We start from the raw sequence: 24,802 nt of genomic DNA on the forward strand, positions 1-24,802 counted from the left end.
TAAATCTAACAAAAACAAAAACACTGTTTACAACTTGTGTTTATAAAAAGCTTTATAAGCCGGCAGTCTTTGAAATAAGGACAATTTAATAGCAGTTATATATACAGTAAGGTGCGAACGCCTCTCTTTAATACCGATAATCGTTAATAAATGTTGTTGTCCGCTTACTTTTATTGATTCTAAACGAAGAAGTTTCATCATCACATATAGTCTGTAATAGCTTAGGACGTATAAAAGTATGCCTTTGAATTGTAAGCTCATAAAAAAGTAAACGTGGAAAAATTTTTAATTTAATATAGCTTTTCGTAAGCTGTACTTTATTATTGCCTTAAAGAGCCGTTTTTTCTCTAATTTCAGTTGTTTGTTGCTGAATTTTGAAGCTTCTACGTTGACAATTGGATATTTTTCAGTCGATATGCATGCACGAATATTTTATGCAATCTAGATAAAGGTGTAAGAATAATGGCAGAGCGATCACAACACCTACAAGATGTGTTTTTAAATACGGTGCGTAAGCAAAAAATTTCCCTTACAATTTTTCTTGTCAATGGCGTTAAACTCACGGGTATTGTAACTTCATTTGATAATTTTTGTGTTCTTTTACGCCGAGATGGACACGCGCAATTGGTTTATAAGCATGCTATTTCTACGATTATGCCTGGGCAGCCTGTACAGATGTTTGAGGGTGAAAGTCCTGAGTAAACATATCATTTTAAGATAGACCTCTTATCCCATTTTTAAAGTACTTAGATTGCTATGATAAATGAAAATGAGAGATTAGGAGGGGTATTTGCGCAGAACACAGGACAGGTGCGCGCACTTGTTTTGATACCGTTTTTTCAAGAAAATAGAAGTGAAAGCTCTTTGAGAGAGTGTTCTGTATCTTCTCGTGTTAAAGAGTCATTAGGGTTAGCGCGTGCTATAGGGTTAGAAGTTGTTAATTATGAAACGATTAATATTGCAACGCCTCGCTCTGCGACTCTCTTTGGAAAAGGTAAAGTAGATGCGTTAACCTGTTATATAGATGAATATTCTATTGAGCTTGCGATTGTAGATCACTTTTTAACGCCAGTACAGCAGCGTAATTTAGAAAAATTATGGAATTGCAAAGTTATCGATAGAACGGCTTTGATTCTTGAAATTTTTGGGGATCGTGCACGAACAAAAGAAGGAGTTTTGCAAGTAGAGTTAGCGCGTTTGTCCTATCAAAAAGGGAGGCTTGTGCGTAGTTGGACACACTTGGAAAGGCAACGGGGGGGGCGTGGCTTCCTAGGTGGACCTGGTGAGACGCAAATTGAAGCAGATAGGCGTCTTTTACAAGAGAAAATTATTCGTATTCGCCGCGAATTAGAAACGGTTATTAAAACACGTGCACTTCATAGAGCAAAAAGGAAAAAAACATCTTATCCTGTTGTGGCACTGGTAGGATATACGAATACAGGAAAGTCAACTCTCTTTAACCGTTTAAGCGGTGCAGATGTTTTAGCAAAGAATATGTTATTTGCAACGCTTGATCCGACTTTGCGCAAAGTTGTTCTTCCCCATGGAAAAACTATTCTTTTGTCTGATACTGTAGGGTTTATTTCTAATTTGCCAACAAATTTGATTGCAGCTTTTAGAGCAACCCTTGAAGAAGTGGTTGAAGCGGATCTCATTCTTCATGTAAGAGATATGTCAGATCTTGATCATCGAGCACATGCCCAAGATGTTTTAGAAGTGCTTTCAAGTCTTGATATCGATATTGATGATATGGAGCATATCATAGAAGTTTGGAACAAGATTGATATGTTGGATGGGCAAGCATTGAGTGTTTTACAAACAAGCGCAAAAACACGATTAAATCCTGCTCTCATGGTATCAGCACTTAAAGGGGATGGACTTGATCAATTATTAAGAGCTATTGAAATGCGAATTTTTGGAGAGGTGCAAAGCATTGAATATCTTTTACAGCCTCATGAAATGTCGCTTATCGATTGGTTTTATGAAAACTCTGCGGAAATAGTGCAAGAAGGACATGATGATGGGTCTATTACTATTAGAGCCGTTATTACTTCTGAAGCAAAAAAGCAATTAGAGAATATCAAAAAAAATATGAATTAAGTTCTTTAAAGCTATTGTTGAACATTTATGCTTAAATTTTATGTTTTTCTTATCTCAAAATAATATGACAGCAAATTAAGAGGATAGTTACTACTTTCTCTTAATAAAACAATATGAAGAAGTATTTTGCTGGTTAAAATAAAGATGAGTCTTAAGTGTAATAAAAGACTATTCGTACGTACCGTATGGCGAAGCATTTTGATTGTTTTGCTATTACAAATGCTATGTGTATCTTTGATTTGGTTGTATTATTTTGTCCAGCCCCGTGGTTACCAAGCAACTTTAGTATTTTCATTATCTGATTCTGTAGGAAAACCATTACCAATTAAAAAGCAAGACGATGTTATCGCTTTTTTGTTTTCACAGCCTATGTTCTTCAATGATTCGAATTTTTCTTTAAGTGCTTCTTATAAGAAAAAAAATCATGAAAATATCCATTTATCGCGTCATGGTGATTTTATCGATCTTACTTTTGAAGCCGAGACACTTGAAGCAGCTCAACGTGGGTTGGAAATTTGGTTTTCCGCATTTTCACAAGCAATCATAAAACAGAAACAATTTTTGTTAAATGATAAATTAGAAGACAAACAATATGATAATACTGCAATCGTTAATATCGTGCAGGAATTTCGTAAATCTGTTGATTCTTTTATTCAGCATGGTGTAAAACAAACAGAGCTTCATGATCTTTCGATGCAATTAACGCAAGCAACTTTAAAGCGTATTCATTTAACAAGTTTGAATTCAACAATTAATATGATGCGTGAAAATGGGCAGTCTTTACTGTCTTTATCGTTTATTGCAGGCAATTCAGCAATTGTTTCTCTGGAATCTAAACGTGACCTCTTGGAAACACAAAGAGCACATATGGCTGCGCAACTGGGGTGGACACATCCTCAAATTAAAGCGATGACTGCAGAATTAGAGACAGTTTCTCATCAATTAAAAAATAAAATTTTACAAATCGTTTATCAAGTTCATTCAGATGAGGTTATTGCAACGGAATTAGAAAAACAGCTCAAAAAAAGAATGAACTTTTTTGTAAAAGATCAATCCCAATCTTTGAATGAAATATTTAACGAGTTTGAAAATAAAATAAAAGCAGCAGTCGATGCACAAAATGAAGCGATGAGCAAGTCTGCTCAACGAAGAGAAAAAATTATTGATTCATATCGGAGATTGAGTGATGATCCTCTTCTCTTACAAAATACAAATATCCACGTGGTTATGCCAACAACGTTAGCACCAATTTCTTTTATGGCTCTTTATGGAAAAAATATTCTTGTGAGTGCATTGGCCAGCTTCCTTACTCTTTTGCTAGGAATATTGTTATTTTATCCGTGCTTTAAAAGCAAAAAAGACCAACTCTCAGAAGAGGATTTGAGATCAAAAGAAAATGCTCTTAAGAAGAATGAGAGTATTTTAGTCTCTCAAGAAATGAAAAATTTTGAAGCTTTTATTACGATAGAGGGATTATCTGATGTTTTGAAATGGCGTGCTTCAACCATTGTTTCAATCATTGGACCAGAGGCTGCACGGACAGCGGCAAAGCTTTCACTTCATCTCACAAAAGAGAATAAAACAATTTTGTTGGTCGATATTTCTGGTCAACAAATAGAGAAAGTCATTGGCCCACATCGCGGACTGAGTGATATTTTAACAGGCAATGCCAAGTTGCATGATGTTATTTACCGTGATTATGATACGGGGGTTGATATTCTTCCTCAGGGGTTAACAAGTGCTATTTCTGCACAAGATTTTTCAAATGATATTTCTCATATATTACAAGAATTTAAAAAAGAATATGATTTTATCATCCTAGAGATGGCAAGTGAACCAAAATATGGATTTGAGCAATTTGCAGAGCTAACAGACTATTATATTTGTAATACTGTTCTTAATGAACAAGAATGGATGATGCGGATGGTAGACAGCTTTCCAAAGACTGTTTATCGCATTGTTGCATCATAAGCTTCGTAAAAAAAGAAATATGTATCGCATGTTATAGTGGTACGCTTGTTTTTTGCTAAAGTTGTAGTACATACTAAAATAGACAAAGAGTTAATGTTTAAATTTTAAAATGCATTTTAGTTGGAGAGAAGCGTGGGGCAATCAGAGATGGCAGTAAAGAGATTAAACAATAGCATTTTAACACCTGTGCAAAAGAAAAATAGAAAACAAATACAGGTGTGGCTTTACTCTATTTTATTGCTTTGTTTGGCAATTGTCTTAGTGGGTGGCGCTACTCGTTTGACGGGATCAGGATTATCTATAACGGAATGGAAGCCAATACATGGCGTTATTCCACCGATTGGTGTGGATCAATGGCAAGAGGAATTTTTAAAATATCAACAGATAGCACAGTATAAGCTGCTTAATCCTGATATGACTTTAAGTGCTTTTAAGGTCATTTTTTGGTGGGAATGGGCGCATCGTGTTCTTGGGCGTCTTGTTGGTCTTGTTGCTTTATTGGGGCTCATTTGGTTTTGGGCGACTAAGCGTGTTGAAAAAAATATCTTACTTCCGCTTATTGTCGTGCCTATTCTTATCGCCTTTCAAGGCTTTATTGGTTGGTGGATGGTTGCTTCAGGGATTGGGCAAAGTAATTTAACAAGTGTGAGCCAATATCGTTTGGCATTTCATCTTATAACGGCATGTTTTGTTATTGTTTTTGTTACTTATTTATCTCGAGGACTTGCAGAATACTCAGAAAAGCCAGCAAATCAAAAGGTGCAATATTTTGCGGCTTGGCTTGTTATTCTCGTCTTGATAGAAATTTATTTCGGAGCTTTGGTTGCAGGGCTTCATGCTGGAAAAGTCTATAATACATGGCCGCTTATGGATGGGCAGATTATTCCTGATGGATTGTTGCAGCATCGTCCTGTTTGGCTCAATTTATTCGAAAATTCCTTAATGGTTCAATTTATTCATCGGTTTTTTTCTTATTTTTTATTTATTGTCTCAGTTGTTCATGCTTTCTATGTACAAAAAAATGTTCCACATTCAACCCATTCTCGTCGTGCATTTCTTATCTGTGTTATGATTATTATCCAAGCACTCTTGGGTATCTTAACACTGTTACATGAGGTTCCGATAAGTTTAGGGCTCATTCATCAAAGTATGGCACTAGCAGTGTTATGTTTTGCGGTTGCGCACTGGCGAGCAACAAAAGGGGCATATCGCGTTGTTGAATAAAAGTTTGTGTTTAAGGAGGTTTAGTCGCTTGAAAGCATTAAATCGAGGTTTTGTATAGCCGCAGCTGATGCGCCTTTTCCTAAATTATCGAATATGGCGCTGAGATTAAAAATACCTTCACGATCATTTCCAAATACGAACAGTTTCATATCATCTTTATTGGCTAAACACTCTGGATTAAGTCTTTGAAGTGAAGCAGTTTCTTCTTGTGATGCAACTAAAATGGTATTTTGTCCATCGTAATGGTTTGCGAGAATTTCGCGCAAATCAGAACAGTTTGCTGATTTTGTGAATAAATGGCGGTGCAGAGGAAGATTCACAATCATTCCCTGAGAAAAACGACCCACACTTGGTATAAAAAGTGGGGTTTGATTGATTTGTCCATAGATTTTGATTTCTGGCACATGTTTGTGTTCAAGATTAAGACCATAGATAAAATAATTGTCCTGAATATTTTGTTGAGATTGATTTTCCATTTGTAAAATCAACTGTTTCCCACCACCAGTATAGCCGGAGATTGCATTAATCGAGATGGGATAATAGGCGTCTAGTAGTCCTGCTTCACGGAGGGGGCGAATCAAACTAATGGCCCCGGTAGGGTAGCATCCGGGATTGGTTACATAATGTGCAGCTTGGATGCGCTTTCTTTGTCCTGCTGTCATTTCAGGAAAACCGTAAACCCAGTCTGGTGCAACACGGTGGGCTGTCGAGCTATCAATAATCCTAATGTTTTTATTTTTTTTAAGCCAATGAACTGTTTCGCGTGCAGCATCATCTGGAAGACACAAAATAGCAATATCGGCTTGATTAAGATAGTCTTGTCGCAGATGAACATTATGGCGATCTTTATGAGCTAGAGAGAGTAGTTTTAAATCTGTACGCCTTTCTAAGCGTTTTTGTATTTGTAGTCCGGTTGTGCCATGTTCACCATCAATAAAAACTTTGGTTAGCATTCTTATTTGCCTTCGTATTAACTTTGCCTATTATATTCAGCTTTTCACATTATAAATTATTTCTAATCATTAAATTATTGAATTTCTTTAGATTATAGATATTTTTTGTAAAAGGTGTAAACAAATTAAGAGTGTAAAAAAAGAAATGTAATCTCATTTTTTACCATTCTTGAGAGGGAAGTTTTTCGCTGTTTTTATAACAAAGAATAAGATAAATATTTGCTTTATTATTTTTGAGTGTAAGTGGTTTAAAATGTTTGGTTTGCATGGTTTGCTGTGTTATCGTTTCTTGACTTTATTTTTTTATGTTAGGAATGTGTTTTATGACTCAGCAAGAAAATGACGCACAAAAGCGCTTTTTTAATGATAGTTTACAAACTGTTGATGGTGCAATTTTTGATGCAATTAGAGGGGAGTTTGAGCGTCAACAACATGAAATTGAACTGATTGCTTCAGAGAACATTGTTTCAAGAGCGGTTCTTGAAGCGCAGGGGTCTGTTTTAACTAATAAGTATGCAGAAGGTTATCCAAGAAACCGCTACTATGGTGGATGTCAATTTGTTGATGTCGTTGAAGATTTAGCCATTGAAAGGGCAAAACAGCTTTTCGGTGCTGCTTTTGCAAATGTACAGCCTAATTCTGGTAGCCAAATGAATCAAGCTGTCTTTTTAGCTTTACTGAAGCCTAATGACACATTTATGGGATTAGATTTAAATGCTGGTGGTCACCTTACGCATGGTTCATCTGTTAATATGTCAGGAAAATGGTTTGATGTTGTTTCCTATGGTGTACGTAGAGAAGATCAGATTATTGATATGGATGAAGTTGAGCAGCTGGCAAAAGAGCGTAAGCCCAAACTTATTATAGCGGGTGGTTCATCTTATCCACGGCTATGGGACTGGAAGCGATTCCGTGAAATTGCAGATGAGATTGGTGCTCATCTACTCGTTGATATGTCTCATATTGCTGGTCTTGTTGCTGGTGGCGTGCATCCTTCACCTGTTCCACATGCGCATATTGTAACAACAACAACACATAAGTCGCTTCGAGGTCCTCGTGGTGGTTTAATATTGACAAATGATGAGGCTTTATCCAAAAAAATTAATTCTGCAATTTTTCCTGGTCTTCAGGGTGGTCCTTTAATGCATGTGATTGCCGCAAAGGCTGTTGCGTTTGAGGAGGCTTTGCGTCCCTCTTTCAAGAGTTACAGTGCCAATGTTGTCGCTAATGCGAAAACTTTAGCAAAAACATTACAGAGTAATGGTTTTAATATTGTTTCTGGTGGTACAGATAATCATTTGTTGTTGGTTGATTTACGTTCCAAAAATCTAACAGGTAAACGTGCTGAATTGGCTTTGGGACGCGCTCATATTACCTGCAATAAAAATGGTATTCCTTTTGATTCTGAAACGCCATCTATAACATCGGGAATTCGTTTGGGATCACCTGCTACCACAACGCGTGGTTTTTTAGAAAAAGAGTTTATTCAAGTTGGTCATTTGATTTCAGAAGTTCTTGATGGTCTTCGGAGCGCAAAAAGTGATGAAGATAATCATGCCGTTGAAATGGCTGTTGAGAAAAAGGTAAAAGATATAACGAATCAATTTCCTCTTTACTCTTATCTTAGCACTTGTTAAGGATACAAAGGATGCGCTGTCCTTACTGCCAATATGAGGATACACAGGTTAAAGACTCACGTCCAGCAGAAGAGGGGGCAGTGATTCGTCGCCGCCGTGTGTGTTCCGTTTGTGGTGGTCGTTTTACAACTTTTGAACGTGTTCAGTTGCGTGAGCTCTTGGTTGCTAAAAAAAGTGGACGATGTGAACCCTTCGATCGTGATAAGTTAATGCGATCAGTTGATGTGGCTGTACGTAAGCGCAATATTGATCCTGATCATATTGAACGAGCAATTTCTGGCATTGTACGTCAGCTGGAAAGTTTGGGAGAACCAGAGATTTCTTCAGAAAAAATTGGACGTCTTGTGATGGAAGCATTGAAAAGAATTGATGATATTGCTTATATTCGTTTTGCTTCTGTGTATCGAGATTTTCGTAATGCAAGCGATTTTCACGATGTTATAGATGAATTGTCAAAGGGTATCGCGGATACAGAATCTCGTTTTGATGAATAAAAAAGTGCAAGATGAACGGTTTATGGCTGCAGCTATTCGTTTAGCAGAACGTCATGTCGGTCTTACAGGTGGGAATCCTTCTGTTGGTACGTTAATTGTGCAAAACGATAATGGTGCGGGAGCTTTTATTGTTGGCTATGGCGTAACAGCTATTCATGGGAGTCCTCATGCGGAAGTGCAAGCTTTACACATGGCAGGTTCTTTGGCTCAAGGAGCGACTGCTTACGTTACTTTAGAACCTTGTGCGCATTATGGAAAAACTTCGCCATGTGTGAATGCACTTATTGATTCAGGTGTTTCTCGAGTTGTTGTTGCGCTGACTGATTGTGACAAGCGTGTTGATGGTCATGGTATTGCTCTTTTACGAGCGGCGGGTATTGAAGTGGTTGAGGGCATTTTAGCTGAAGAGGCTTTTGAATCCTTATGGACGCATTGGTGCATAAGGAAGATACAACGCTGTGCGGTTACTTTTAAAATGGCAATTTCTGCCGATAATGGTGTTGGAAAAAGAGAGAAGGGCAGCGTAAAAATTAGTGGAACACTTTCTCATGCCCATACGCATATTCTACGTGCTCAAAATAATGCTATCCTCGTTGGTATTGGTACTATATTAGCAGATGATCCACAACTCAATTGCCGCTTGCCAGGGATGGAGATGCGCTCACCAATTCGTATTATTTTGGATGCAGATTTATCTATCCCCCTTGATGCAAAAGTTGTCCAAACAGCCATAAAAATTCCTACATGGGTTATTTGTGATGTGGATCTTTCAAAGAAAAGCAAAAAAAATGCATTGGAGCAATATGGTGTGTCTGTTTATTCGGTAAAGATGAACAATGGTTGTGTAGAACCCTTTGCTCTTTTACAGATGCTTTATAAACATGGGATTAATAGTGTTTTATTGGAAGGGGGCGTCAAGACAGGGGAAAAATTTTTGAATGCTGGTTGTGTTGATCATTTGATATGTTTTCATACCCCCATTGTTTTAGGCAAAAATCGTATTGAAGCCCCTCATTTTGGAAATTATCTCTCGCAGTTTCATGAGATTGAGACAAGAATGTTTGGAAATGACCGTTTTTATAAATGGAGACGTAAGACATTATGTTCACAGGAATTATAACGGATATTGGTTGTGTTGAAGATGTTCAACCTTTAAAGCAGGGGATGCGTTTAAAGATTTCTACCCGCTATGCTATAGAAAGCTTAGTAATTGGCGCGTCAATTGCTTGTTCAGGAATTTGTCTGACAATTGTAGAACGAGGATTAAAACAAGAAGATTCCAATTGGTTTGTTGTCGAGGCGTGGGAAGAAACATTACGTTTAACGAATCTTGCACAATGGACAAAAGGAACTTTTGTTAATTTGGAACGTTCGCTTCGATTGGGTGATGAAATGGGAGGTCATTTGGTTTCTGGTCATATTGATGGTTTGGCTGAAATCATTGAACAAAAAAATGAAGGGGATGCAATTCGTTTTTATTTAAAAGTTTCAAGACAATTTATGCCGTTCATTGTTAATAAGGGATCTATTGCTCTTAATGGGACATCTTTAACTGTTAATTGTGTTGAGGACTGTGTTTTTGATGTTCTTATTATTCGCCATACACTCGAAATGACAACGTGGGGACAAGCTAAAATTGGAGATCGGGTCAATTTGGAAATTGATCAACTTGCTCGTTATGCTGCAAAAATTTTAGCTTTAAAAAGAGAAGATGAATAAGCCAAAACTTTCTTGATCGTTTTCAGAATTTTATGCTTTATAACCCTGATTTTTTTGATTCGTTTTTTGTGGAATTCCATTATGATGAAAGAGATACGTAAAAAGCCTCACGTATTGATTGTTGAAGCACGTTTTTATGAGGGGATTTCTGATGCGCTTTTGAGAGGTGCAGTGAATACTTTGCAAAAAGCTGAAGCAAGTTATGATGTTGTAACGGTTCCTGGAGTATTAGAAATACCAAGTGCAATAGCTTTTGCTGAAAAAAATAAGATATCGTATGATGGTTATGTTGCTCTTGGTTGTGTTATTCGGGGTGAAACATATCACTTTGAAATTGTTGCTAATGATTCTTGTCGTGCATTGATGGATTTAACTGTTCATCAGCACTTGGCTATTGGAAATGGTATTTTGACTGTTGAAAATGAAGAACAAGCATGGGTGCGTGCAAAATTAGATGATAAAAATAAAGGTGGTTTTGCGGCTGAAGCTGCTTTATGTATGATCGCTCTAAAAAAGAGATTTGGAGATAATCGTTAAATATGGCTGATATAAAAAGCAGACATTTTCCGCGTTCAGCCAATAAACGTGGAGCAGCAAGACTCGCTGCAGTTCAAGCACTCTATCAAATGGATATCGTGGGTTCGGGGGTGTTGGAAACGGCAGCTGAGTATGAGGCTTATCGCTTGGGAAAAGATATTGATGGAGAGCAGTATCTTGAAGCTGATTTTCAATGGTTTTTGGCGATTATAACGGGTGTTGTAAAAGATCAAAAGCAGCTTGATCCTCTGCTTCATCAACAGCTTTCAGCAGAGTGGTCACTTTCACGTCTTGATTCTATATTGCGAGCAATTTTACGAGCAGGTTTATGGGAGTTGATCAACCGTAAAGATGTCCCCGTTGCGGTTGTCATGAATGAATATGTTGACATAGCAAAGGCGTTTTTTGAAGGTGATGAACCGAAACTTGTTAATGCAGTTCTCGACAGTATGGCAAAAAAAGTTCGCCTCTAAGAGCTACAAATTCCCCTATTATAGGTCTGATAGTATCAGACCTATAATATTGAAACGGTATGTAGACTATATGATTTAGTTATGGCGTGGCAAATTCGCAGGGCCTTTTATAATTTGAATTAAGAAAGGATGTTCTTTTGTTACAGTTGGCGTTGTTTGTGTAATAAAATCAAACACTTGACCGTCTTGTAATCCGTAATTTGCAACTTTTGCAACCTGATTATTTTTATTGAAGTAAATGGCTAAAACTTTGCGATCAATAATCTTTGTTTTCATAAACTGCATCCCACGATAACGTGTCTGTGAGATGTAATAAAAAACTTCATTATCATATTTTGTTTTTAATGAAGGGGTCCCTAAAGTTAAAAGAACTTGCTCTTGACTTGAGCCAATAGAGATAGAACTTAAAGCATTTTTATCAAGAACATAGCCCTCTCTATAAATTTGGCTCGAACCTGAAGAATCAAGAAGACTACACCCAGCAAGCATTCCTATGCTTGCTATTGATAGACCAATTAATAATTTACGTTTGATTAAGGCTATTATGTGAGGCATTTGAAACAATGATATCTCCTTTTTATACTGAGATGTAGGACAAGAAGGCAACCTCAAGTTTTTTCTAATTTTAACTTAATCTACCGTAGCTTACACTGAGTTTCCTTGTTATAAAGCAAATTATGCCATATAGAATTTCTTTAGAAAAGAAAAAAATGCATAAATACTTGAGATAAATAAAAACACAGTGCTTTATGCGTTTTTATGTTTGGGAGTTGTCAATGAATGTTCAAAATGTTCCTCAAATGACATTTGCTTTGGCTTATCCAATATCCGTACGTTCTCTACCTGCTAAAGGTATAAGGGTTCATCTTTGTGCAAATAAAAAAGAATGTACACATTTAGCCCAGAACCATAATTTAATTGAAGTAAAATCTTGTGAGGGAAAATTCCATATTTTCCCGTGGAAAAAACGCGGAGTGCGTATAAAAGGTCTATTGCAAGCGCGTATACTGCAGTTATGTGTTGTTACATTAGAACCATTAGAAAATATCCTTTGTGAAAATATTGAGGTTGTTTTTGTTCCTGAAGATTCAAATTTGATGAAGCCTAAAATATCAGAGGATACAGGAGAATTGTTTTTAGATGTGGAGGGGCTTGATACTCCTGAAGTGTTTTATGATGATAAAATTGATATTGGTGCAATCATGGAAGAGTTTTTTGAGTTGTCTATTAATCATTATCCACGTAAAGAGGGGATACAGATGAATTTGGTTGAAAATTTAGAAGAAGCAGAGCAAAAATTCTCTCCATTTTCTGTTTTGAAAAATTGGAAGTGATTGTAAAAACATACAAAAAATATCTATTTGTATGCTAAACGGCATTTCTGCGGAGCGATATTTTCGCAAGATGTGCTGTGTGAGTGTTCAGGAGCCAAAAATCATAATATGTATTTAAAAATGAAAAGATGTGGGATATGCAAGCGTGATTAGAATTTCTGTGGATGTCATGGGCGGTGATTACGGTCCAGAAGCAGCTATTGCAGGAGCAGCAATTGTACAAAAATATTTATCAAATATTTATTTTCTGTTTTATGGAGTAGAGGAGGCTGTTCGTCCGGTTTTAAAAAAATATCCCTGTTTGGATTCTGTATCGCGCTTTTTCCCTACAGAAAGTTATACACGCATGGATGAAAAGCCAAGCCAAGCACTTCGTAATGGACGTGGTAAATCATCAATGTGGTACGCCATTGAAGCGGTAAAAAATGGTGAAGCTGATGCTTGCATTTCTGCTGGTAATACGGGTGCACTTATGGCCATGTCGTATTTTTGTTTGAAAATGCTTGCAGAGGCTGAGCGTCCTGGTATTGCGGGTATCTGGCCAACACTGCGCAGTGAGAGTATCGTTTTAGATATTGGAGCAACAATAGGTGCCTCGGCTAGTCAGTTGGTTGATTTGGCGGTTATGGGAGCGGGTATGTTTCGCGCTTTATATCACACTGAAAGACCAAGTGTTGGGCTTTTAAATGTGGGGGTGGAAGAGGTTAAAGGACTTTATGAAATAAAAAAAGCAGGAATGATATTGCGTGAAGTGCAATTAGAAGGATTGGAATATAAAGGATTTGTTGAGGGCAATGACATTGGAAAAGGAACGGTCGATGTTGTTGTGACAGAGGGTTTTTCTGGTAATATTGCTTTAAAAACCGCAGAAGGAACTGCGCGACAGATAGGGGAGATTTTAAACTCTGCACTGCGCAGTTCTTTTTTAACATCTCTTGGTTATTTTTTATCGCGAGGTGCTTTTCGTATACTGAAACATAAAATGGATCCCGATAGGGTGAATGGAGGAGTGCTTTTAGGTTTGAATGGTGTTGTTATAAAAAGTCATGGCAGTGCCAATGCTAATGGTTTTGCTTCTGCTATCCGCGTTGGTTATGAAATGGTTAATAATGGACTTTTAAAAAAAATAACGGCTGATTTACGGCGGTTTCATGAGAATAAAGAAACACTTCTTGACCAAGAAGATGAAGCGGTGATGAATGGAGAGTCCTTATGATAAGCTCTTATAATAGAAATGAAAAATTTGAAGAAAAGGTAAGAGCTGAATGATTCGCTCAATTATACGTGGTGTAGGAAGTGCTTTGCCAAAAAGAAGTTTATCAAATGATGAGATTGCAAAGTTTGTTGAAACGTCAGATTCATGGATTGTTCAGCGTACAGGAATACGCCAACGTTATATTGCCAGTGAAAATGAAACAACTGTTTCTTTAGGAGTTAAGGCTGCGCAAGCCGCCCTTATAAATGCTGGTCTTACAATAAAAGACATTGATTGTATTATTTTAGCAACGTCCACCCCGAATCGTACTTTTCCTGCTTCTGCTGTTGAAATTCAGCATGCTTTGGGAATGAGCCATGGATTTGCTTTTGATATTCAAGCTGTTTGTTCTGGTTTTATTTTTGCTTTAACAACAGGAGATTCTTATTTACGATGTGGAGCGGCTAAAAGAATTTTAGTTATTGGATCCGATACATTTTCTCGAATTTTAGATTGGGAAGATCGTACGACATGTGTTTTGTTTGGTGATGGTGCGGGTGCCGCTATTTTGGAAGCTCAAGAAATTGAGGGGACTATTGCTTTTGAGCGTGGTATATTGTCTGCAAAACTGCGCTCTAATGGTGCTTATATAGATAAGCTATATGTTGATGGTGGACCTTCAACAACACAAACGACAGGCTATTTGCGTATGGAAGGACGAGAAGTTTTTAAATATGCTGTTGGTATGATAACGGATGTGGTTGATGATTGTTTTGCAGCTGCAGGTATGGATTCTTCACAACTAGATTGGTTTGTACCTCATCAGGCTAATAAGCGCATTATTGAAGCATCTGCTAAAAAGTTGGGAATTTCACTAGATAAAGTTGTGATTACCGTTGATCAACATGGTAATACGTCTGCCGCATCAGTTCCGTTGGCTTTAACAACAGCTGTTTGCGATGGAAAAATAAAAGAAGGAGATCTTATCATGTTAGAAGCCATGGGAGGTGGATTTACATGGGGAGCAATTCTTATTCGTTGGTAAATTATGGCTACTTGACCATATTTCAAGAAAACGTATAAGTCATTTTGTAATTTTAAATATTTTAATAGGTGGTTATAATGACAAGTAAGACAGTAACGCGTGCAGATTTAGCGAGCGTAGTTTGTAAAAGAGTGGGCTTGTCACATACTGAATCAGCAGCTTTAGTCGAATTGGTTTTGGATGAGATTTGCAACTCACTTGTAAGAGGTGAAGCGGTTAAATTATCTTCTTTTGCAACTTTTCAGGTTCGCAGTAAAAATGAACGTGTTGGACGCAATCCAAAAACAGGTGTTGAAGCACCTATTCCGCCGCGACGTGTTGTGACGTTTAAGGCTGCCAATGTCCTTAAACAGAGAATTTTAGATTCGCATCGTGCAAAACAGAAAAAATGATATCTCATAAATAAATGCCATGGTATGTTTGGTATTTGTTAAAAAAATGTATAAAATAAGGGTCTTTGTTTTTTAGAAAAAGACTGTTGAGTAAGTTGTCAATGATGGTCTTATTTTTGACTAATCTTGTTGAGAAATTGAGACAGAATGAGTCATTGTGAAGTAATTTATTTTGTTTTAAATAAGGTGTTGCAAAATGGATAAAAGCTCTGATGCTTTTCGCACAATTAGCGAAGTAGCGGAGTTATTGGAGCTTCCGCAGCATGTCTTAAGATTCTGGGAAACACGTTTTAGGCAGATTAAACCAATGAAACGTGGGGGAGGAAGGCGCTATTATCGTCCTGTCGATGTTGATTTGCTCAATGGTATTAAGCAGTTACTATATGATCAGGGTTATACGATAAAAGGTGTGCAACGCCTTTTGAAAGAAAATGGTGTTGCTTTTGTGACTGCATTTGGTAATGGTGATCTTGATGCTATGAATGTGGTCATAGAAAAGAAACATGCAGGACAAACTTCTGAAAATGCTAGTAATAAGCCTAAGAAATCTTCTTTTGGGCTTTTGAGTTTCATGAGGAATGAAGGAGAAACATCTGTCGGTTCTGTGAATCTTTACAAAGATAAAACTGATAAAGCATTGTTACAAGAGATTCTGTTTGAACTCATTGAATGTAAGCGTGTTCTTGATAGAGCACGATAATAATAATATTTTTTTATTTTATATGTGTTTCGTAGATATTTAGACGTTTTATGGATATGCTCAGAGTTTAATACGTTCAACGAGAGCTCATGTATCGTATGTGTATATTTAACGAGTTTTTTTATAAGAGTTTTTAATTTGATAAAATATGAAGAGGAGAAAGAATAAACGCTGAGTTTTGCCATTTTTCTTTGATTTAGCTTTATAAAAATTAAGGCAATATCTCATCAGTGTAGATTGCGGGATGTATAATGCCATTGGCTTACCAATTCATGTGCTTGTTTTAAAGAGATGTTTCTTAAGGCTTCTTAATCTTATTTTACTATAATGCCTTGTGAATGATTAATGGTAAACTCGTTGAGTACTGCTATTTTTACATTTATAAAGAAGCAAGTCAGCATCATCATTATAGTTATAGCCGGTCCTCAATGATTGCAACAATCCTTAGCACTTTAGGCGGTTCATTGTGGGCATTTTAAAAGTCCTTTCTCAATAATTTTTATCCACACACTCATTCTGCTTGTTTCGTGCAAGCAAATGATTTTGATAGATTCAACATAAACATATTTAAAACGAGAGAAGCCTATGATATTCGAAACCTTATTTAATATGAATAACGATATATTACCATTATAAATCAATATCTTGTCTTTTTATAAGAGCTTATCTTACGAATAAGACATATCATTGTTCAGCTAATTTTACATATTTTTTATTAATAAATATAATCTTGTTTTCAGCCTTCTTGCTTGATGTTGCTATAATTATCGTAATGATCTATCCATGATAGTAGCAGCATTTTTTCATTATAAAAGTAAAAGATTAATGTTATTATTAATATTCAATTGTCTATGTTGTTTGCATTTAAACAGCTCATAGCTTACATTCAACTTTTTCACCAAACCACCTTGTAGAGAGAGCACGTGATTCTTTCTGGTGATAGGTAGTTGTGCATGAAACAAAAACACACTACAATATCAAATCATTTCATTTTGTACAAAAATTGAAGATTTATAGTAAAAAAATTAACGTATTACCATCTTCTATGATATTATGCATTTATTACACGTTGCAAATCTGGAGGTGTTGCCTCATTTGAGAGTTGTTTAATTGCATCTTCTACAGATAAAAGGGTTTGATTTGTACTTCCTAAGCGGCGCATATTTACGCTGTTTGTTTCAGCTTCACGTTTGCCACATACCAAAATTACGGGGACTTTTTGTAAAGAATGTTCTCGTATTTTATAGTTAATTTTTTCATTGCGGAGATCTATTGTTGCGGAAAGCCCAATAGCTTTAAGTTTTGCTGTTATTTTTTTGGCATATTCATTTGCTTCGGATGTAATTGTTGCAACAACAATTTGTTCAGGAAAAAGCCAAAGTGGCATATGTCCAGCAAAATTTTCGATTAATATACCAAGAAAACGCTCCATTGATCCAAAAATAGCACGGTGGATCATAACAGGTTGACGTTTTTCTGAATCTTTATCAATATAGAATGCACCAAAACGTTCAGGAAGATTAAAGTCTATTTGTGTTGTTCCACATTGCCATTCACGACCGATAGCATCCTTTAATGTATATTCAAATTTTGGACCATAAAATGCTCCTTCACCCGGAAGGATGCTTGTTTTGATTTGTCCTGCAAATTTTGTTTCAATCGTTTTAAGGACAGATTCCATGATACTTTCTGCATGATCCCATAATGCATCAGATCCAACTCGTTTTTCTGGACGTGTTGAAAGCTTAAGACTAATTTCTTTAAAACCAAAATCAGCATAAGTTGATAAAATAAGATCATTAATACTGAGACATTCATCGGCTAATTGTTCATCAGTACAAAAAATATGCGCATCATCTTGTGTAAAACCACGCACACGCATAAGACCATGTAAAGAGCCTGAAGGCTCATAACGATGAACAAGTCCAAATTCAGCAAGTCTAATAGGCAAATCACGATAAGATTTTAAACCATGTTTAAAAATTTGAACATGACCAGGGCAATTCATTGGTTTAAGGGCATAAACATTCCCATGATCTGAATCTTCTGCTGCTGGAATTACTTTGAACATATTCTCCTTATACCAGCCCCAATGACCAGATATTTCCCAGAGTGACCTATCGAGAACTTGTGGTGCATTAACTTCAGCATATTGATGATCATCAAGGCGTCTACGCATATAGCTGATTAAATTTTGGAACATTTTCCAGCCTTTTTTATGCCAAAAAATCATTCCTGGCCCTTCTTCTTGAAAGTGAAATAAGTCCATCTCACGTCCCAAGCGGCGATGATCACGTTTTTCAGCTTCTTCTAGCATATGGAGGTAGGCTTTTAAGTCATTTTCATTTGTAAATGCTGTTCCATAAATTCTCGTGAGCATTGGATTATTGGCATCGCCACGCCAATAAGCTCCTGCAACTTTCATTAATTTGAAAGCATTCCCAATTTGCCCTGTAGATTGCATGTGCGGTCCGCGACAAAGATCAAACCACTCCCCTTGATAATAAACTTTTAAATCTTGATTTTCAGGAATGCTATCAATAAGTTCAACTTTATAAAATTCCTTTTTCTCAGAAAAAATTTTTCTCGCTTTTTCACGAGACCAAATTTCTTTTCTAAAAGGTTTATTGCGCTGGATAATTTCACGCATTTTCTTTTCAATAACAGTGAGATCATCTAATGTAAAAGGTTGTTGGCGTGCAAAATCATAATAGAATCCATTCTCAATAACAGGACCTATTGTTACTTGCGTTTCAGGAAAGAGTTCTTGTACTGCTTCAGCAAGGACATGGGCGCAATCATGCCTTATGAGCTCAAGAGCGCGTGAATCTTCTCGGGTAATAATCTCTACTTGACCAGATTGTCCCAATGGATCCGATAAGTCTCGCGTGATACCATCAAGACTATAGGCGACTGCTTTTTTTGCAAGTGATTTAGAAATAGATTCTGCTAATTCCAAGCCTGTCATTTCGGCGGGGTAATTACGTTTTGAACCATCGGGAAAAAAAAGAGAAATAGAGCAAGACATAAAAACACCCTTTTAATCCAATTCCGCTAACGATTGCGGATGGTTTCGTGAAAATTGAGTAAAAAGCTTATAGACTGATTTTTTATCAATACATATGAAAAAAGAAAAGGATTATTTGTTGTGTTTGTCAGAAATTTTCCAGTAACGCCAAGGTTTATAAAAACAGCAAGAATTTCCAAGCGAAATAGGTACTGGATCAAAGCCATCTGTTCCAAAGGGCCCACAACGCATGATACGAAAGAGTCCCATCCATGCACCAGCCCAAAGCCCATGGCGTGCAATCGCTTCATATATATATTCTGAACAAGTCGGGGCATGGCGACACTGATTGCCTATAAGGCTCGAAAGTGTTATTTGATAGAAACGTATTAAGAAAATTCCCAATAATCGTCCGGGTGTTTTTTGCCAAGTGCCTGTGTAATTTCGAGTCAATTTTTTTTGTTGAGATTGTGATTTGAACATTTATTTTTCTTCAATTTGTTGAATGCAGTCTATCGTTGCATCAAAGGGTAGTAGTGTTGCTGTATGGCGCACTTTATAGTCTTTAATGGGCTGTAAGCAAGAAAAATCCTCAAATGGAGCTTGAGGAGAAGGACCATTTTGCGTTAGCATTTTGTAGATAACTTCACGCAATATTTTAAGATCTTGTGTTGTTTGTCCGATGATATGAGATGCTAAAAGTGAAGCCGAAGCTTGCCCTAGCACACATGCATGTATTTCGTGAGCAAAATCCGTAATAATACCATTTTCCACTTTTAAATCTACAGTGATTGTCGAGCCACAAAGATGTGCATGTTTTCTTGATGTTGCATCAGGATTATTAAGACGCCCAATTTTGCCTATATGTGCAGCATATTTAAGTATTTTATCATTATAGATATTATCAATCATGCACTATTGCCTGAAATTTTGAGAGTCGTGATTGTTTAAACTTTTAATTCGCTTATATAGAGATTATACAAAATGAAATAGGTATGGAGCAAATGCTTTGTATAGAGTAAGCGTGGAGTTTTTGAATGCGTAATGTTGTTAAAGAAGACGCAAATTTATCTGAAGAAAAGCGTCCGAGTATTGAAGAGGTGGAAGAAGCGATTCGTACATTACTCTTATGGATAGGGGAAAATCCAAATAGAGAAGGGCTTTTAGATACTCCAAAACGTATAGCCAAGGCATATCGCGAGCTTTTTAATGGTTATAGTCAATCTGTTAAAGAAACCTTAGGTACAGTTTTTGAAGAGGTTTCAGGATATAATGAATCCGTAATCGTAAAGAATATACCTTTTTATTCACACTGTGAGCATCATATGATCCCAATTATTGGGAAAGCACATATAGCATATCTTCCTAATGAGAAAATTGTTGGTCTTTCAAAAATTGTACGTGTTGTAGATATTTTTTCTCGTCGTTTACAAACTCAAGAAGCTATGACAGCGCAAGTGGCTCACGCGTTAAAAACGTATCTGAAGCCTCATGGTTTAGCAGTATTGATTGAGGCTGAGCACATGTGTATGGCTATGAGAGGAATCCAAAAACAGGGCTCTACAACAATTACAAAAAACTTTCATGGTTATTATGAAAAAGATCAAGCGGCACAAACACATTTTATGATGATGGTTCAAAGGTCATAGTAGAGCCCATATTTCTCGTAATCTCTATTAAGTTATAAGTCGTCTGAATAAAATAAATTATGAGAAAAAGAAAATTGGCTTGTACCTTTCTTTATGATTTGTTAAAGGCTAAAAACCAAGGTTTTTTCTTTCCACGTGCGGTCGTGGCGGAATTGGTAGACGCGCAGCGTTGAGGTCGCTGTGGGGCAACCCGTGGAAGTTCGAGTCTTCTCGACCGCACCAGTTAGCAGTGAGTCTCTCTTTATAATGAGATGAAGTTATGTTAGAGAGAGGGGATTTATACGTATTATAGAAAAATCTTTTTTGTATGTTATTTGTTGGTGTGTTTCTAAGAATGTTTCGTTTTTTATTACTTTATCTATGCATTTGAAATGTTATATTTTTATAAGGTGGGGTGAAATTGCAGTGAGAAGTATAATGATTCTGAGATATTTAACACTTCTTATTTGTATTTCTTTATTGCCAGCATGTAGTGATTCACGTGCTGTACTTTGGCATGGGGTGCATGCAACACCTTCTATGACTGCCGTAGAAAGGGAAGTTGGAGGGAAACCAGTTTCTCCAAAAGCTATCGTTTCAGTGTATGTTGCAACAAGTCGTATGATGCAAAATAATTACGCTCAACCTTATGGTGCAGAGCGATCAAATAAAGTTCATTATAATCGCGTTGACGTAGGAATTCCTCAGCAACATGTAAAGGGAGTTGTTGAAATAAATGCGTATAAACCTACACATGATAAGTATTTTGCAGCAGTAGCATTGCAAAAATACGATAATAAAGAACAGTTTAAACAGCAATTAAATGCTGCTTTAGCAAAAAAGCCAAAAGGAAAAAGAGAAATTTTTCTTTTTATCCATGGGTATAATAATAATTTTGCAGATGGTACATTTCGTACAGCACAGTTTACACACGATTATTCTTTAAATGTTGTCGCTGTGCATTATTCTTGGCCTTCTGCCGGATCTGTTCCTCTTTATATTTATGATCGTGACAGTGCTAATTTTGCCCGTGACGGATTGATAGAGCTTTTAACGCTTATTAGTGAAACCAATGCTGATCAAATTTCGGTTATTGCACATTCTATGGGCAATTTTGTTATAATGGAAGCATTTAGAACATTAGCTTTACAGGGAAAATATAGGCCTATTCGTCGTATTACAAGTTTATTAATGGCTGCACCCGATATTGATGTTGATGTATTTGAGCGCCAACTTAATGATATAAAAAAACTTCCGCAGCCAACAGCTATTTTAGTATCCAGAACGGATAAAGCTCTCGCGGTTTCAGGACGTCTTACGGGTGGACATCATCGTGTGGGCGATGGCTCAGATATTGAAATGTTGCGTAAAAATGGAATAGCTGTTCTTGATTTCTCTCATGTGGATGGGGGAGCACACAATGTCTTTGCATCTTCACCAACGTTGATGGCTCTTTCTCGAGAAGGTTCTTTGGCTTCCACAATTATGCAAGGTACAGAATTGTCACCTAGTCAAGCCCTTCTTGCTGATGGTAGTAGTGTGTTGGAGAAAACAACACATCTTATCCTTTATACACCTGTACGTTTTCTCTCTCCACGGATTCCACGTTGATAGTGAAAAGAGAGAAGGAGCTCCATCAAATAATGTATTGGAGGTAATGTTTTTTAGCACTTTCTTTAGAATGGTTTTGTAAAATGAAAAATAAATAGCGGGATGAATGTAAAAAACAGTCATTAGGTGAGTTTGTGATGATCACACGGAAACGCTATGTTAATACGCCTACAGTTGTTGATTATTTATCTCATTCCGCAATTAAGTTGTTAGACATTCATGCTATGCTTGTGAAGGTGAGAAAAGGTGATATGGGGGAAAAACCAAATTTATTGCGTCAAATTGATTCTACAAAAAAACAGTTAGATGAGATAAGCCATGCTCTTATTTTAGAATATCGTAAACGCCAAGAAAATGAGCGTTTTTTAAAACAAATTCTGCTATCCATTTCTGATCAACTTTTTGCACTTAATAATGGTTTTAAGGAAACAGGGCGTCTTTTTTTTCAAGAAGTTAGAATACTTCAATCTCAGATGCAATGTTTATATGAGGGAAAGGAGAGGCTGCATTTGTTGAATAGCCAAGAATCTTTTTGTTCTCCGTCAAAGATTGATGAGGTCATTAAACAGTTACAAAAAGCACGAGAAAAGCTTATTCTTGAAAGCCCACATCTCTTTGAAAAAAGCACAAAAGCTAAACAATAAAAGTTCTTTAGTTGAGCAGATAGATAATTTGAATTTTACAGCAAACAACGCTGTTAGATAGAAGGCGATAACCTTTTTAAAGAAAAGAATTTGCTTTAAAAAATGAAACACATGTATTTTATAATCACACTCTTTATCGCATTAAAGCTTTAGAAGACTTTGGTTATATCTTTGCTAAAGTTAAGGCTGATGAATCAGGTGGCTTTATTGAAGAAAATGTTTGTGAAAAGAATTTACAAAAAACTTTCTGATTCTTTTAATAATAGCCCGCCGGATAATTTTGCCAATGTTATGAAGTTGTTAGTATATTCATTAGAAACTTAAATTTTAATATTTTCCTTGGTATAAATTAGCTGAATTTAAAGCATAAAAAAAGAAGTTTGATAAAAATAACATGTTTTGTAAATTCACGTTCATCTCTACCTTCTCTTGGATTTCAAAACACTCGGAAAATGAATAAGCTACACGTAATTAAAAAATATATGGTACCCCCAGAGGGTGGAGCGGGCTTTTGCAACAAGATTCAAGTTATGTAAATATGTGCAAGAGCTATTGATGCAGATAATTTTTTATGTTCCAATAAAAAATTAAGTATTAAAGAAAAAATCTCAAATCAGAAATTAAAGGTGATCTAAGAGGTGGACGAGAGGGGCGTTAAGTGAGGGCTATTCATTGGTTATCAGCATCATTCGTCAAGTCATCTTCACAGGGTAAATTATTGAGATGGGGCAGGGCTATGGTTGAATGTTCTAAAAGACAATACACGCTCTTGGTTTTTTCGCTATACGCACCACAATAAGCGCCGTGAAATGGGACTTGGTCCTGTTACGAAACTCTATTTAAAAAATTAGATGCCATACCAGCCGATCAAGAAGCGGCTGCTTTAATACGCTTACAGATTGAAAATTGTTGTGCGCCTGACATTGCAGTGTTGCGTTTTGCTTGTGTGGATGATTTAAAAAATCAATCGGATTATCAACGAAGTCAAGCTGCTTTTAATTGGTGTGAGGGGCGCTTAAAACCTCTTCATATTGGGCTTGACCGACGGCGCCAACATGTTTTTGGTGTTGATCTTGCCAGATCGGGCGATGCGACGTCGATTGTGGTGATGAAAGTGGGACAAGATTTGGTGCGCCGTGTTCGGTTTATGGTGGAATTGCGCAATACGCCGTTTGACCAACAAAGAGAAATTTTATTTTATGTGGTGAATAGTTTGCCGCGTTTGTTGGGGGGCGCTTTGGATGCACGGGGCAATGGGGCTTATTTAGCCGAAAAGACGGCGCAGCGTTATGGGGGGGCTTGTGAAGGAAGTACAATTGTCGCAAAGTTGGTATGGCAAAGAAATGCCGGCTTATTTAGAAGCTTTTGGGGATGGGCTAAACAAAGCCTTTCCAATTTTTGGCAATAGTTGAAGAGTTTTTTTGCCCGCGAAAAGCATCTCTGAGGGTGCCAAGGCTGGTATGGAACAAGCTGGGGAAGATTTAGCAAGTTGGATTGTCGATGGTTTTATGGGCACCATCTCACAATTGATGGATTTTTGTAAATCTTTGCCCTATCGCATTAAGGGGTGGATTGGGTCCATTAATTTAAGAGAGTTTTTGCCAAGTTTTTTGGGAGGCAAAACAACCATTCAACCGATTGCACAATTTGCGGGGGTGGGGCGTGCAAATTCCCCTTTCACAGAAGCAAAAGGCAAAGAGTGCTCCCCTATCACACACAATCAAAATGTCACGGTGCATGTCAATGGCGCCCGTGATCCTGTTGTCACTGGTCGTGCGGTTGCCCATGCCATTCAACGGGCACGCGCTAACGCTCTGCATGGCGGGACAGAATGATACGGGTTACAGAATAAGGGAAAAGACGGCGTGCTGGAAAGAACACAATGAGGGGAGGGATGAAGTGCTAGGAGGGCGCAATGGTAGGAGAGATGCAATGATACGTTTCGAAAGAGATGACGTGCTGGAAGGGATACAATCAATGGGAGGGAGCCTATGAGAGATCCTTTGATGATGTTAGGACCGCATCAATTTTATGTGGATTGGCTGAATTTCCAATCTTTTGAAGAAGAGTTTTCTGCCTCATGGGTTTGTATGGAGCGTTTTGGCAAGGCACCCAGTTTGCAATTTACCGGTTATGGC

Annotated in this window: 25 protein-coding genes, 1 tRNA gene and 2 pseudogenes; 23 read left to right on the forward strand and 5 right to left on the reverse strand. The window is 37.0% G+C overall.

The window, feature by feature from the left end:
• Window positions 1-462 precede the first annotated feature (462 nt).
• From hfq to ACFILU_RS02560, 4 genes are all read left to right on the forward strand, one after another.
• A complete protein-coding gene (hfq, locus tag ACFILU_RS02545) occupies window positions 463-702 on the forward strand; it encodes an RNA chaperone Hfq (protein WP_005773461.1) in 240 nt (79 codons plus the stop codon).
• Window positions 703-756: 54 nt separating this feature from the next.
• Window positions 757-2,100: a GTPase HflX gene (gene hflX, locus ACFILU_RS02550; RefSeq protein WP_273791390.1), complete on the forward strand. Its 1,344-nt coding sequence runs from the start codon at window positions 757-759 to the stop codon at window positions 2,098-2,100.
• Between the two features lie 144 nt (window positions 2,101-2,244).
• Window positions 2,245-4,071, forward strand: a complete 1,827-nt coding sequence (locus ACFILU_RS02555) for a hypothetical protein (RefSeq protein ID WP_375657893.1) — start codon at window positions 2,245-2,247, stop codon at window positions 4,069-4,071.
• A gap of 147 nt (window positions 4,072-4,218) precedes the next feature.
• Window positions 4,219-5,295 (forward strand): COX15/CtaA family protein, encoded by a 1,077-nt coding sequence (locus ACFILU_RS02560; protein WP_375674636.1) that lies wholly within the window; start codon window positions 4,219-4,221, stop codon window positions 5,293-5,295.
• Window positions 5,296-5,315: 20 nt separating this feature from the next.
• Here ACFILU_RS02560 and argC read toward each other — a convergent pair whose 3' ends face one another.
• Window positions 5,316-6,248: an N-acetyl-gamma-glutamyl-phosphate reductase gene (gene argC, locus ACFILU_RS02565; RefSeq protein ID WP_273791387.1), complete on the reverse strand. Its 933-nt coding sequence runs from the start codon at window positions 6,246-6,248 to the stop codon at window positions 5,316-5,318.
• A gap of 323 nt (window positions 6,249-6,571) precedes the next feature.
• On the opposite strand from argC, the gene glyA reads away from it, so the two are divergent.
• From glyA to nusB, 6 genes are all read left to right on the forward strand, one after another.
• Complete coding sequence (glyA, locus tag ACFILU_RS02570; protein WP_273791386.1) at window positions 6,572-7,885, forward strand: serine hydroxymethyltransferase; 1,314 nt, start codon at window positions 6,572-6,574, stop codon at window positions 7,883-7,885.
• An 11-nt stretch (window positions 7,886-7,896) separates the two neighbouring features.
• A complete protein-coding gene (gene nrdR / locus ACFILU_RS02575) occupies window positions 7,897-8,379 on the forward strand; it encodes a transcriptional regulator NrdR (RefSeq protein ID WP_273791385.1) in 483 nt (160 codons plus the stop codon).
• Window positions 8,372-9,499, forward strand: coding sequence for a bifunctional diaminohydroxyphosphoribosylaminopyrimidine deaminase/5-amino-6-(5-phosphoribosylamino)uracil reductase RibD (gene ribD, locus ACFILU_RS02580; protein WP_375674615.1), 1,128 nt, complete (start codon window positions 8,372-8,374; stop codon window positions 9,497-9,499). The genes nrdR and ribD overlap by 8 nt, the downstream gene beginning before the upstream one ends.
• On the forward strand, window positions 9,481-10,098 hold the full coding sequence (locus ACFILU_RS02585; protein WP_375674617.1) for a riboflavin synthase: 618 nt from the start codon (window positions 9,481-9,483) through the stop codon (window positions 10,096-10,098). The genes ribD and ACFILU_RS02585 overlap by 19 nt, the downstream gene beginning before the upstream one ends.
• An 81-nt stretch (window positions 10,099-10,179) precedes the next feature.
• Window positions 10,180-10,635 carry a 6,7-dimethyl-8-ribityllumazine synthase gene (locus tag ACFILU_RS02590; protein ID WP_375674619.1) on the forward strand — a complete coding sequence of 152 codons (456 nt, stop codon included), beginning with the start codon at window positions 10,180-10,182 and terminating at the stop codon, window positions 10,633-10,635.
• Window positions 10,636-10,637: 2 nt separating this feature from the next.
• Window positions 10,638-11,108 carry a transcription antitermination factor NusB gene (gene nusB / locus ACFILU_RS02595; RefSeq protein WP_273791381.1) on the forward strand — a complete coding sequence of 157 codons (471 nt, stop codon included), beginning with the start codon at window positions 10,638-10,640 and terminating at the stop codon, window positions 11,106-11,108.
• 75 nt (window positions 11,109-11,183) lie between these two features.
• Here nusB and ACFILU_RS02600 read toward each other — a convergent pair whose 3' ends face one another.
• Window positions 11,184-11,663, reverse strand: a complete 480-nt coding sequence (locus ACFILU_RS02600; protein WP_273791401.1) for an outer membrane protein assembly factor BamE — start codon at window positions 11,661-11,663, stop codon at window positions 11,184-11,186.
• A 221-nt stretch (window positions 11,664-11,884) separates the two neighbouring features.
• Between ACFILU_RS02600 and ACFILU_RS02605 the strand changes: the two genes are divergently transcribed.
• The 5 genes from ACFILU_RS02605 (at window position 11,885) to ACFILU_RS02625 (ending at window position 15,774) form a co-directional block, all read left to right on the forward strand.
• Window positions 11,885-12,442 carry a DUF177 domain-containing protein gene (locus ACFILU_RS02605; protein WP_375674620.1) on the forward strand — a complete coding sequence of 186 codons (558 nt, stop codon included), beginning with the start codon at window positions 11,885-11,887 and terminating at the stop codon, window positions 12,440-12,442.
• Window positions 12,443-12,587: 145 nt separating this feature from the next.
• Window positions 12,588-13,658, forward strand: coding sequence for a phosphate acyltransferase PlsX (plsX, locus tag ACFILU_RS02610; protein ID WP_375674622.1), 1,071 nt, complete (start codon window positions 12,588-12,590; stop codon window positions 13,656-13,658).
• 49 nt (window positions 13,659-13,707) lie between these two features.
• The gene (locus ACFILU_RS02615; RefSeq protein WP_375674624.1) at window positions 13,708-14,682 is read left to right on the forward strand and encodes a beta-ketoacyl-ACP synthase III; all 975 of its coding nucleotides are present in this window, start codon (window positions 13,708-13,710) and stop codon (window positions 14,680-14,682) included.
• A 77-nt stretch (window positions 14,683-14,759) separates the two neighbouring features.
• Window positions 14,760-15,074, forward strand: a complete 315-nt coding sequence (locus ACFILU_RS02620) for an integration host factor subunit alpha (RefSeq protein ID WP_273791377.1) — start codon at window positions 14,760-14,762, stop codon at window positions 15,072-15,074.
• A 196-nt stretch (window positions 15,075-15,270) separates the two neighbouring features.
• Window positions 15,271-15,774, forward strand: a complete 504-nt coding sequence (locus ACFILU_RS02625; protein ID WP_273791376.1) for a MerR family transcriptional regulator — start codon at window positions 15,271-15,273, stop codon at window positions 15,772-15,774.
• A 1,051-nt stretch (window positions 15,775-16,825) separates the two neighbouring features.
• Here the strand turns inward: ACFILU_RS02625 and thrS are convergent.
• From thrS to ACFILU_RS02640, 3 genes are all read right to left on the reverse strand, one after another.
• Complete coding sequence (gene thrS / locus ACFILU_RS02630; protein WP_375674626.1) at window positions 16,826-18,802, reverse strand: threonine--tRNA ligase; 1,977 nt, start codon at window positions 18,800-18,802, stop codon at window positions 16,826-16,828.
• A 111-nt stretch (window positions 18,803-18,913) separates the two neighbouring features.
• On the reverse strand, window positions 18,914-19,264 hold the full coding sequence (gene yidD / locus ACFILU_RS02635; RefSeq protein WP_273791374.1) for a membrane protein insertion efficiency factor YidD: 351 nt from the start codon (window positions 19,262-19,264) through the stop codon (window positions 18,914-18,916).
• Window positions 19,265-19,693, reverse strand: coding sequence for an iron-sulfur cluster assembly scaffold protein (locus ACFILU_RS02640; protein WP_273791373.1), 429 nt, complete (start codon window positions 19,691-19,693; stop codon window positions 19,265-19,267).
• A gap of 125 nt (window positions 19,694-19,818) precedes the next feature.
• On the opposite strand from ACFILU_RS02640, the gene folE reads away from it, so the two are divergent.
• The 8 genes and pseudogenes from folE to ACFILU_RS02680 form a co-directional block, all read left to right on the forward strand.
• Window positions 19,819-20,430, forward strand: coding sequence for a GTP cyclohydrolase I FolE (gene folE / locus ACFILU_RS02645; protein WP_273791372.1), 612 nt, complete (start codon window positions 19,819-19,821; stop codon window positions 20,428-20,430).
• A 137-nt stretch (window positions 20,431-20,567) separates the two neighbouring features.
• Window positions 20,568-20,652, forward strand: a tRNA-Leu gene (locus ACFILU_RS02650).
• 195 nt (window positions 20,653-20,847) lie between these two features.
• Window positions 20,848-22,020, forward strand: coding sequence for an alpha/beta hydrolase (locus ACFILU_RS02655; RefSeq protein WP_375674628.1), 1,173 nt, complete (start codon window positions 20,848-20,850; stop codon window positions 22,018-22,020).
• Window positions 22,021-22,157: 137 nt separating this feature from the next.
• Entirely contained in the window at window positions 22,158-22,664 is a 507-nt protein-coding gene (locus ACFILU_RS02660; protein ID WP_273791370.1) for a hypothetical protein, read from the forward strand.
• A 658-nt stretch (window positions 22,665-23,322) separates the two neighbouring features.
• A pseudogene (locus ACFILU_RS02665) lies at window positions 23,323-23,509 on the forward strand (Arm DNA-binding domain-containing protein); the annotation flags it as partial.
• Window positions 23,509-24,040 (forward strand): annotated as a pseudogene (locus ACFILU_RS02670) (hypothetical protein); the annotation flags it as partial. The pseudogenes ACFILU_RS02665 and ACFILU_RS02670, both read left to right, overlap by 1 nt.
• A 45-nt stretch (window positions 24,041-24,085) precedes the next feature.
• The gene (locus ACFILU_RS02675; RefSeq protein WP_375674630.1) at window positions 24,086-24,499 is read left to right on the forward strand and encodes a hypothetical protein; all 414 of its coding nucleotides are present in this window, start codon (window positions 24,086-24,088) and stop codon (window positions 24,497-24,499) included.
• 156 nt (window positions 24,500-24,655) lie between these two features.
• Window positions 24,656-24,802, forward strand: a 147-nt coding sequence (locus tag ACFILU_RS02680) for a phage tail protein (protein WP_375674638.1), incomplete at its 3' end; no start/stop codon positions are given.

The organism is Bartonella sp. CL100XZDX (genome assembly GCF_042195375.1).
Classification (GTDB): Bacteria; Pseudomonadota; Alphaproteobacteria; order Rhizobiales; family Rhizobiaceae; genus Bartonella.

What these genes read in the sequence shown, in the direction of transcription:
- hfq (WP_005773461.1), top strand. Translation starts at nt 463, where the DNA reads ATGGCAGAGCGATCACAACACCTACAAGATGTGTTTTTAAATACGGTG.
- hflX (WP_273791390.1), top strand. Translation starts at nt 757, where the DNA reads ATGATAAATGAAAATGAGAGATTAGGAGGGGTATTTGCGCAGAACACA.
- ACFILU_RS02555 (WP_375657893.1), top strand. Translation starts at nt 2,245, where the DNA reads ATGAGTCTTAAGTGTAATAAAAGACTATTCGTACGTACCGTATGGCGA.
- ACFILU_RS02560 (WP_375674636.1), top strand. Translation starts at nt 4,219, where the DNA reads ATGGCAGTAAAGAGATTAAACAATAGCATTTTAACACCTGTGCAAAAG.
- argC (WP_273791387.1), bottom strand. Translation starts at nt 6,248, where the DNA reads ATGCTAACCAAAGTTTTTATTGATGGTGAACATGGCACAACCGGACTA.
- glyA (WP_273791386.1), top strand. Translation starts at nt 6,572, where the DNA reads ATGACTCAGCAAGAAAATGACGCACAAAAGCGCTTTTTTAATGATAGT.
- nrdR (WP_273791385.1), top strand. Translation starts at nt 7,897, where the DNA reads ATGCGCTGTCCTTACTGCCAATATGAGGATACACAGGTTAAAGACTCA.
- ribD (WP_375674615.1), top strand. Translation starts at nt 8,372, where the DNA reads ATGAATAAAAAAGTGCAAGATGAACGGTTTATGGCTGCAGCTATTCGT.
- ACFILU_RS02585 (WP_375674617.1), top strand. Translation starts at nt 9,481, where the DNA reads ATGTTCACAGGAATTATAACGGATATTGGTTGTGTTGAAGATGTTCAA.
- ACFILU_RS02590 (WP_375674619.1), top strand. Translation starts at nt 10,180, where the DNA reads ATGATGAAAGAGATACGTAAAAAGCCTCACGTATTGATTGTTGAAGCA.
- nusB (WP_273791381.1), top strand. Translation starts at nt 10,638, where the DNA reads ATGGCTGATATAAAAAGCAGACATTTTCCGCGTTCAGCCAATAAACGT.
- ACFILU_RS02600 (WP_273791401.1), bottom strand. Translation starts at nt 11,663, where the DNA reads ATGCCTCACATAATAGCCTTAATCAAACGTAAATTATTAATTGGTCTA.
- ACFILU_RS02605 (WP_375674620.1), top strand. Translation starts at nt 11,885, where the DNA reads ATGAATGTTCAAAATGTTCCTCAAATGACATTTGCTTTGGCTTATCCA.
- ACFILU_RS02615 (WP_375674624.1), top strand. Translation starts at nt 13,708, where the DNA reads ATGATTCGCTCAATTATACGTGGTGTAGGAAGTGCTTTGCCAAAAAGA.
- ACFILU_RS02620 (WP_273791377.1), top strand. Translation starts at nt 14,760, where the DNA reads ATGACAAGTAAGACAGTAACGCGTGCAGATTTAGCGAGCGTAGTTTGT.
- ACFILU_RS02625 (WP_273791376.1), top strand. Translation starts at nt 15,271, where the DNA reads ATGGATAAAAGCTCTGATGCTTTTCGCACAATTAGCGAAGTAGCGGAG.
- thrS (WP_375674626.1), bottom strand. Translation starts at nt 18,802, where the DNA reads ATGTCTTGCTCTATTTCTCTTTTTTTTCCCGATGGTTCAAAACGTAAT.
- yidD (WP_273791374.1), bottom strand. Translation starts at nt 19,264, where the DNA reads ATGTTCAAATCACAATCTCAACAAAAAAAATTGACTCGAAATTACACA.
- ACFILU_RS02640 (WP_273791373.1), bottom strand. Translation starts at nt 19,693, where the DNA reads ATGATTGATAATATCTATAATGATAAAATACTTAAATATGCTGCACAT.
- folE (WP_273791372.1), top strand. Translation starts at nt 19,819, where the DNA reads ATGCGTAATGTTGTTAAAGAAGACGCAAATTTATCTGAAGAAAAGCGT.
- ACFILU_RS02655 (WP_375674628.1), top strand. Translation starts at nt 20,848, where the DNA reads ATGATTCTGAGATATTTAACACTTCTTATTTGTATTTCTTTATTGCCA.
- ACFILU_RS02660 (WP_273791370.1), top strand. Translation starts at nt 22,158, where the DNA reads ATGATCACACGGAAACGCTATGTTAATACGCCTACAGTTGTTGATTAT.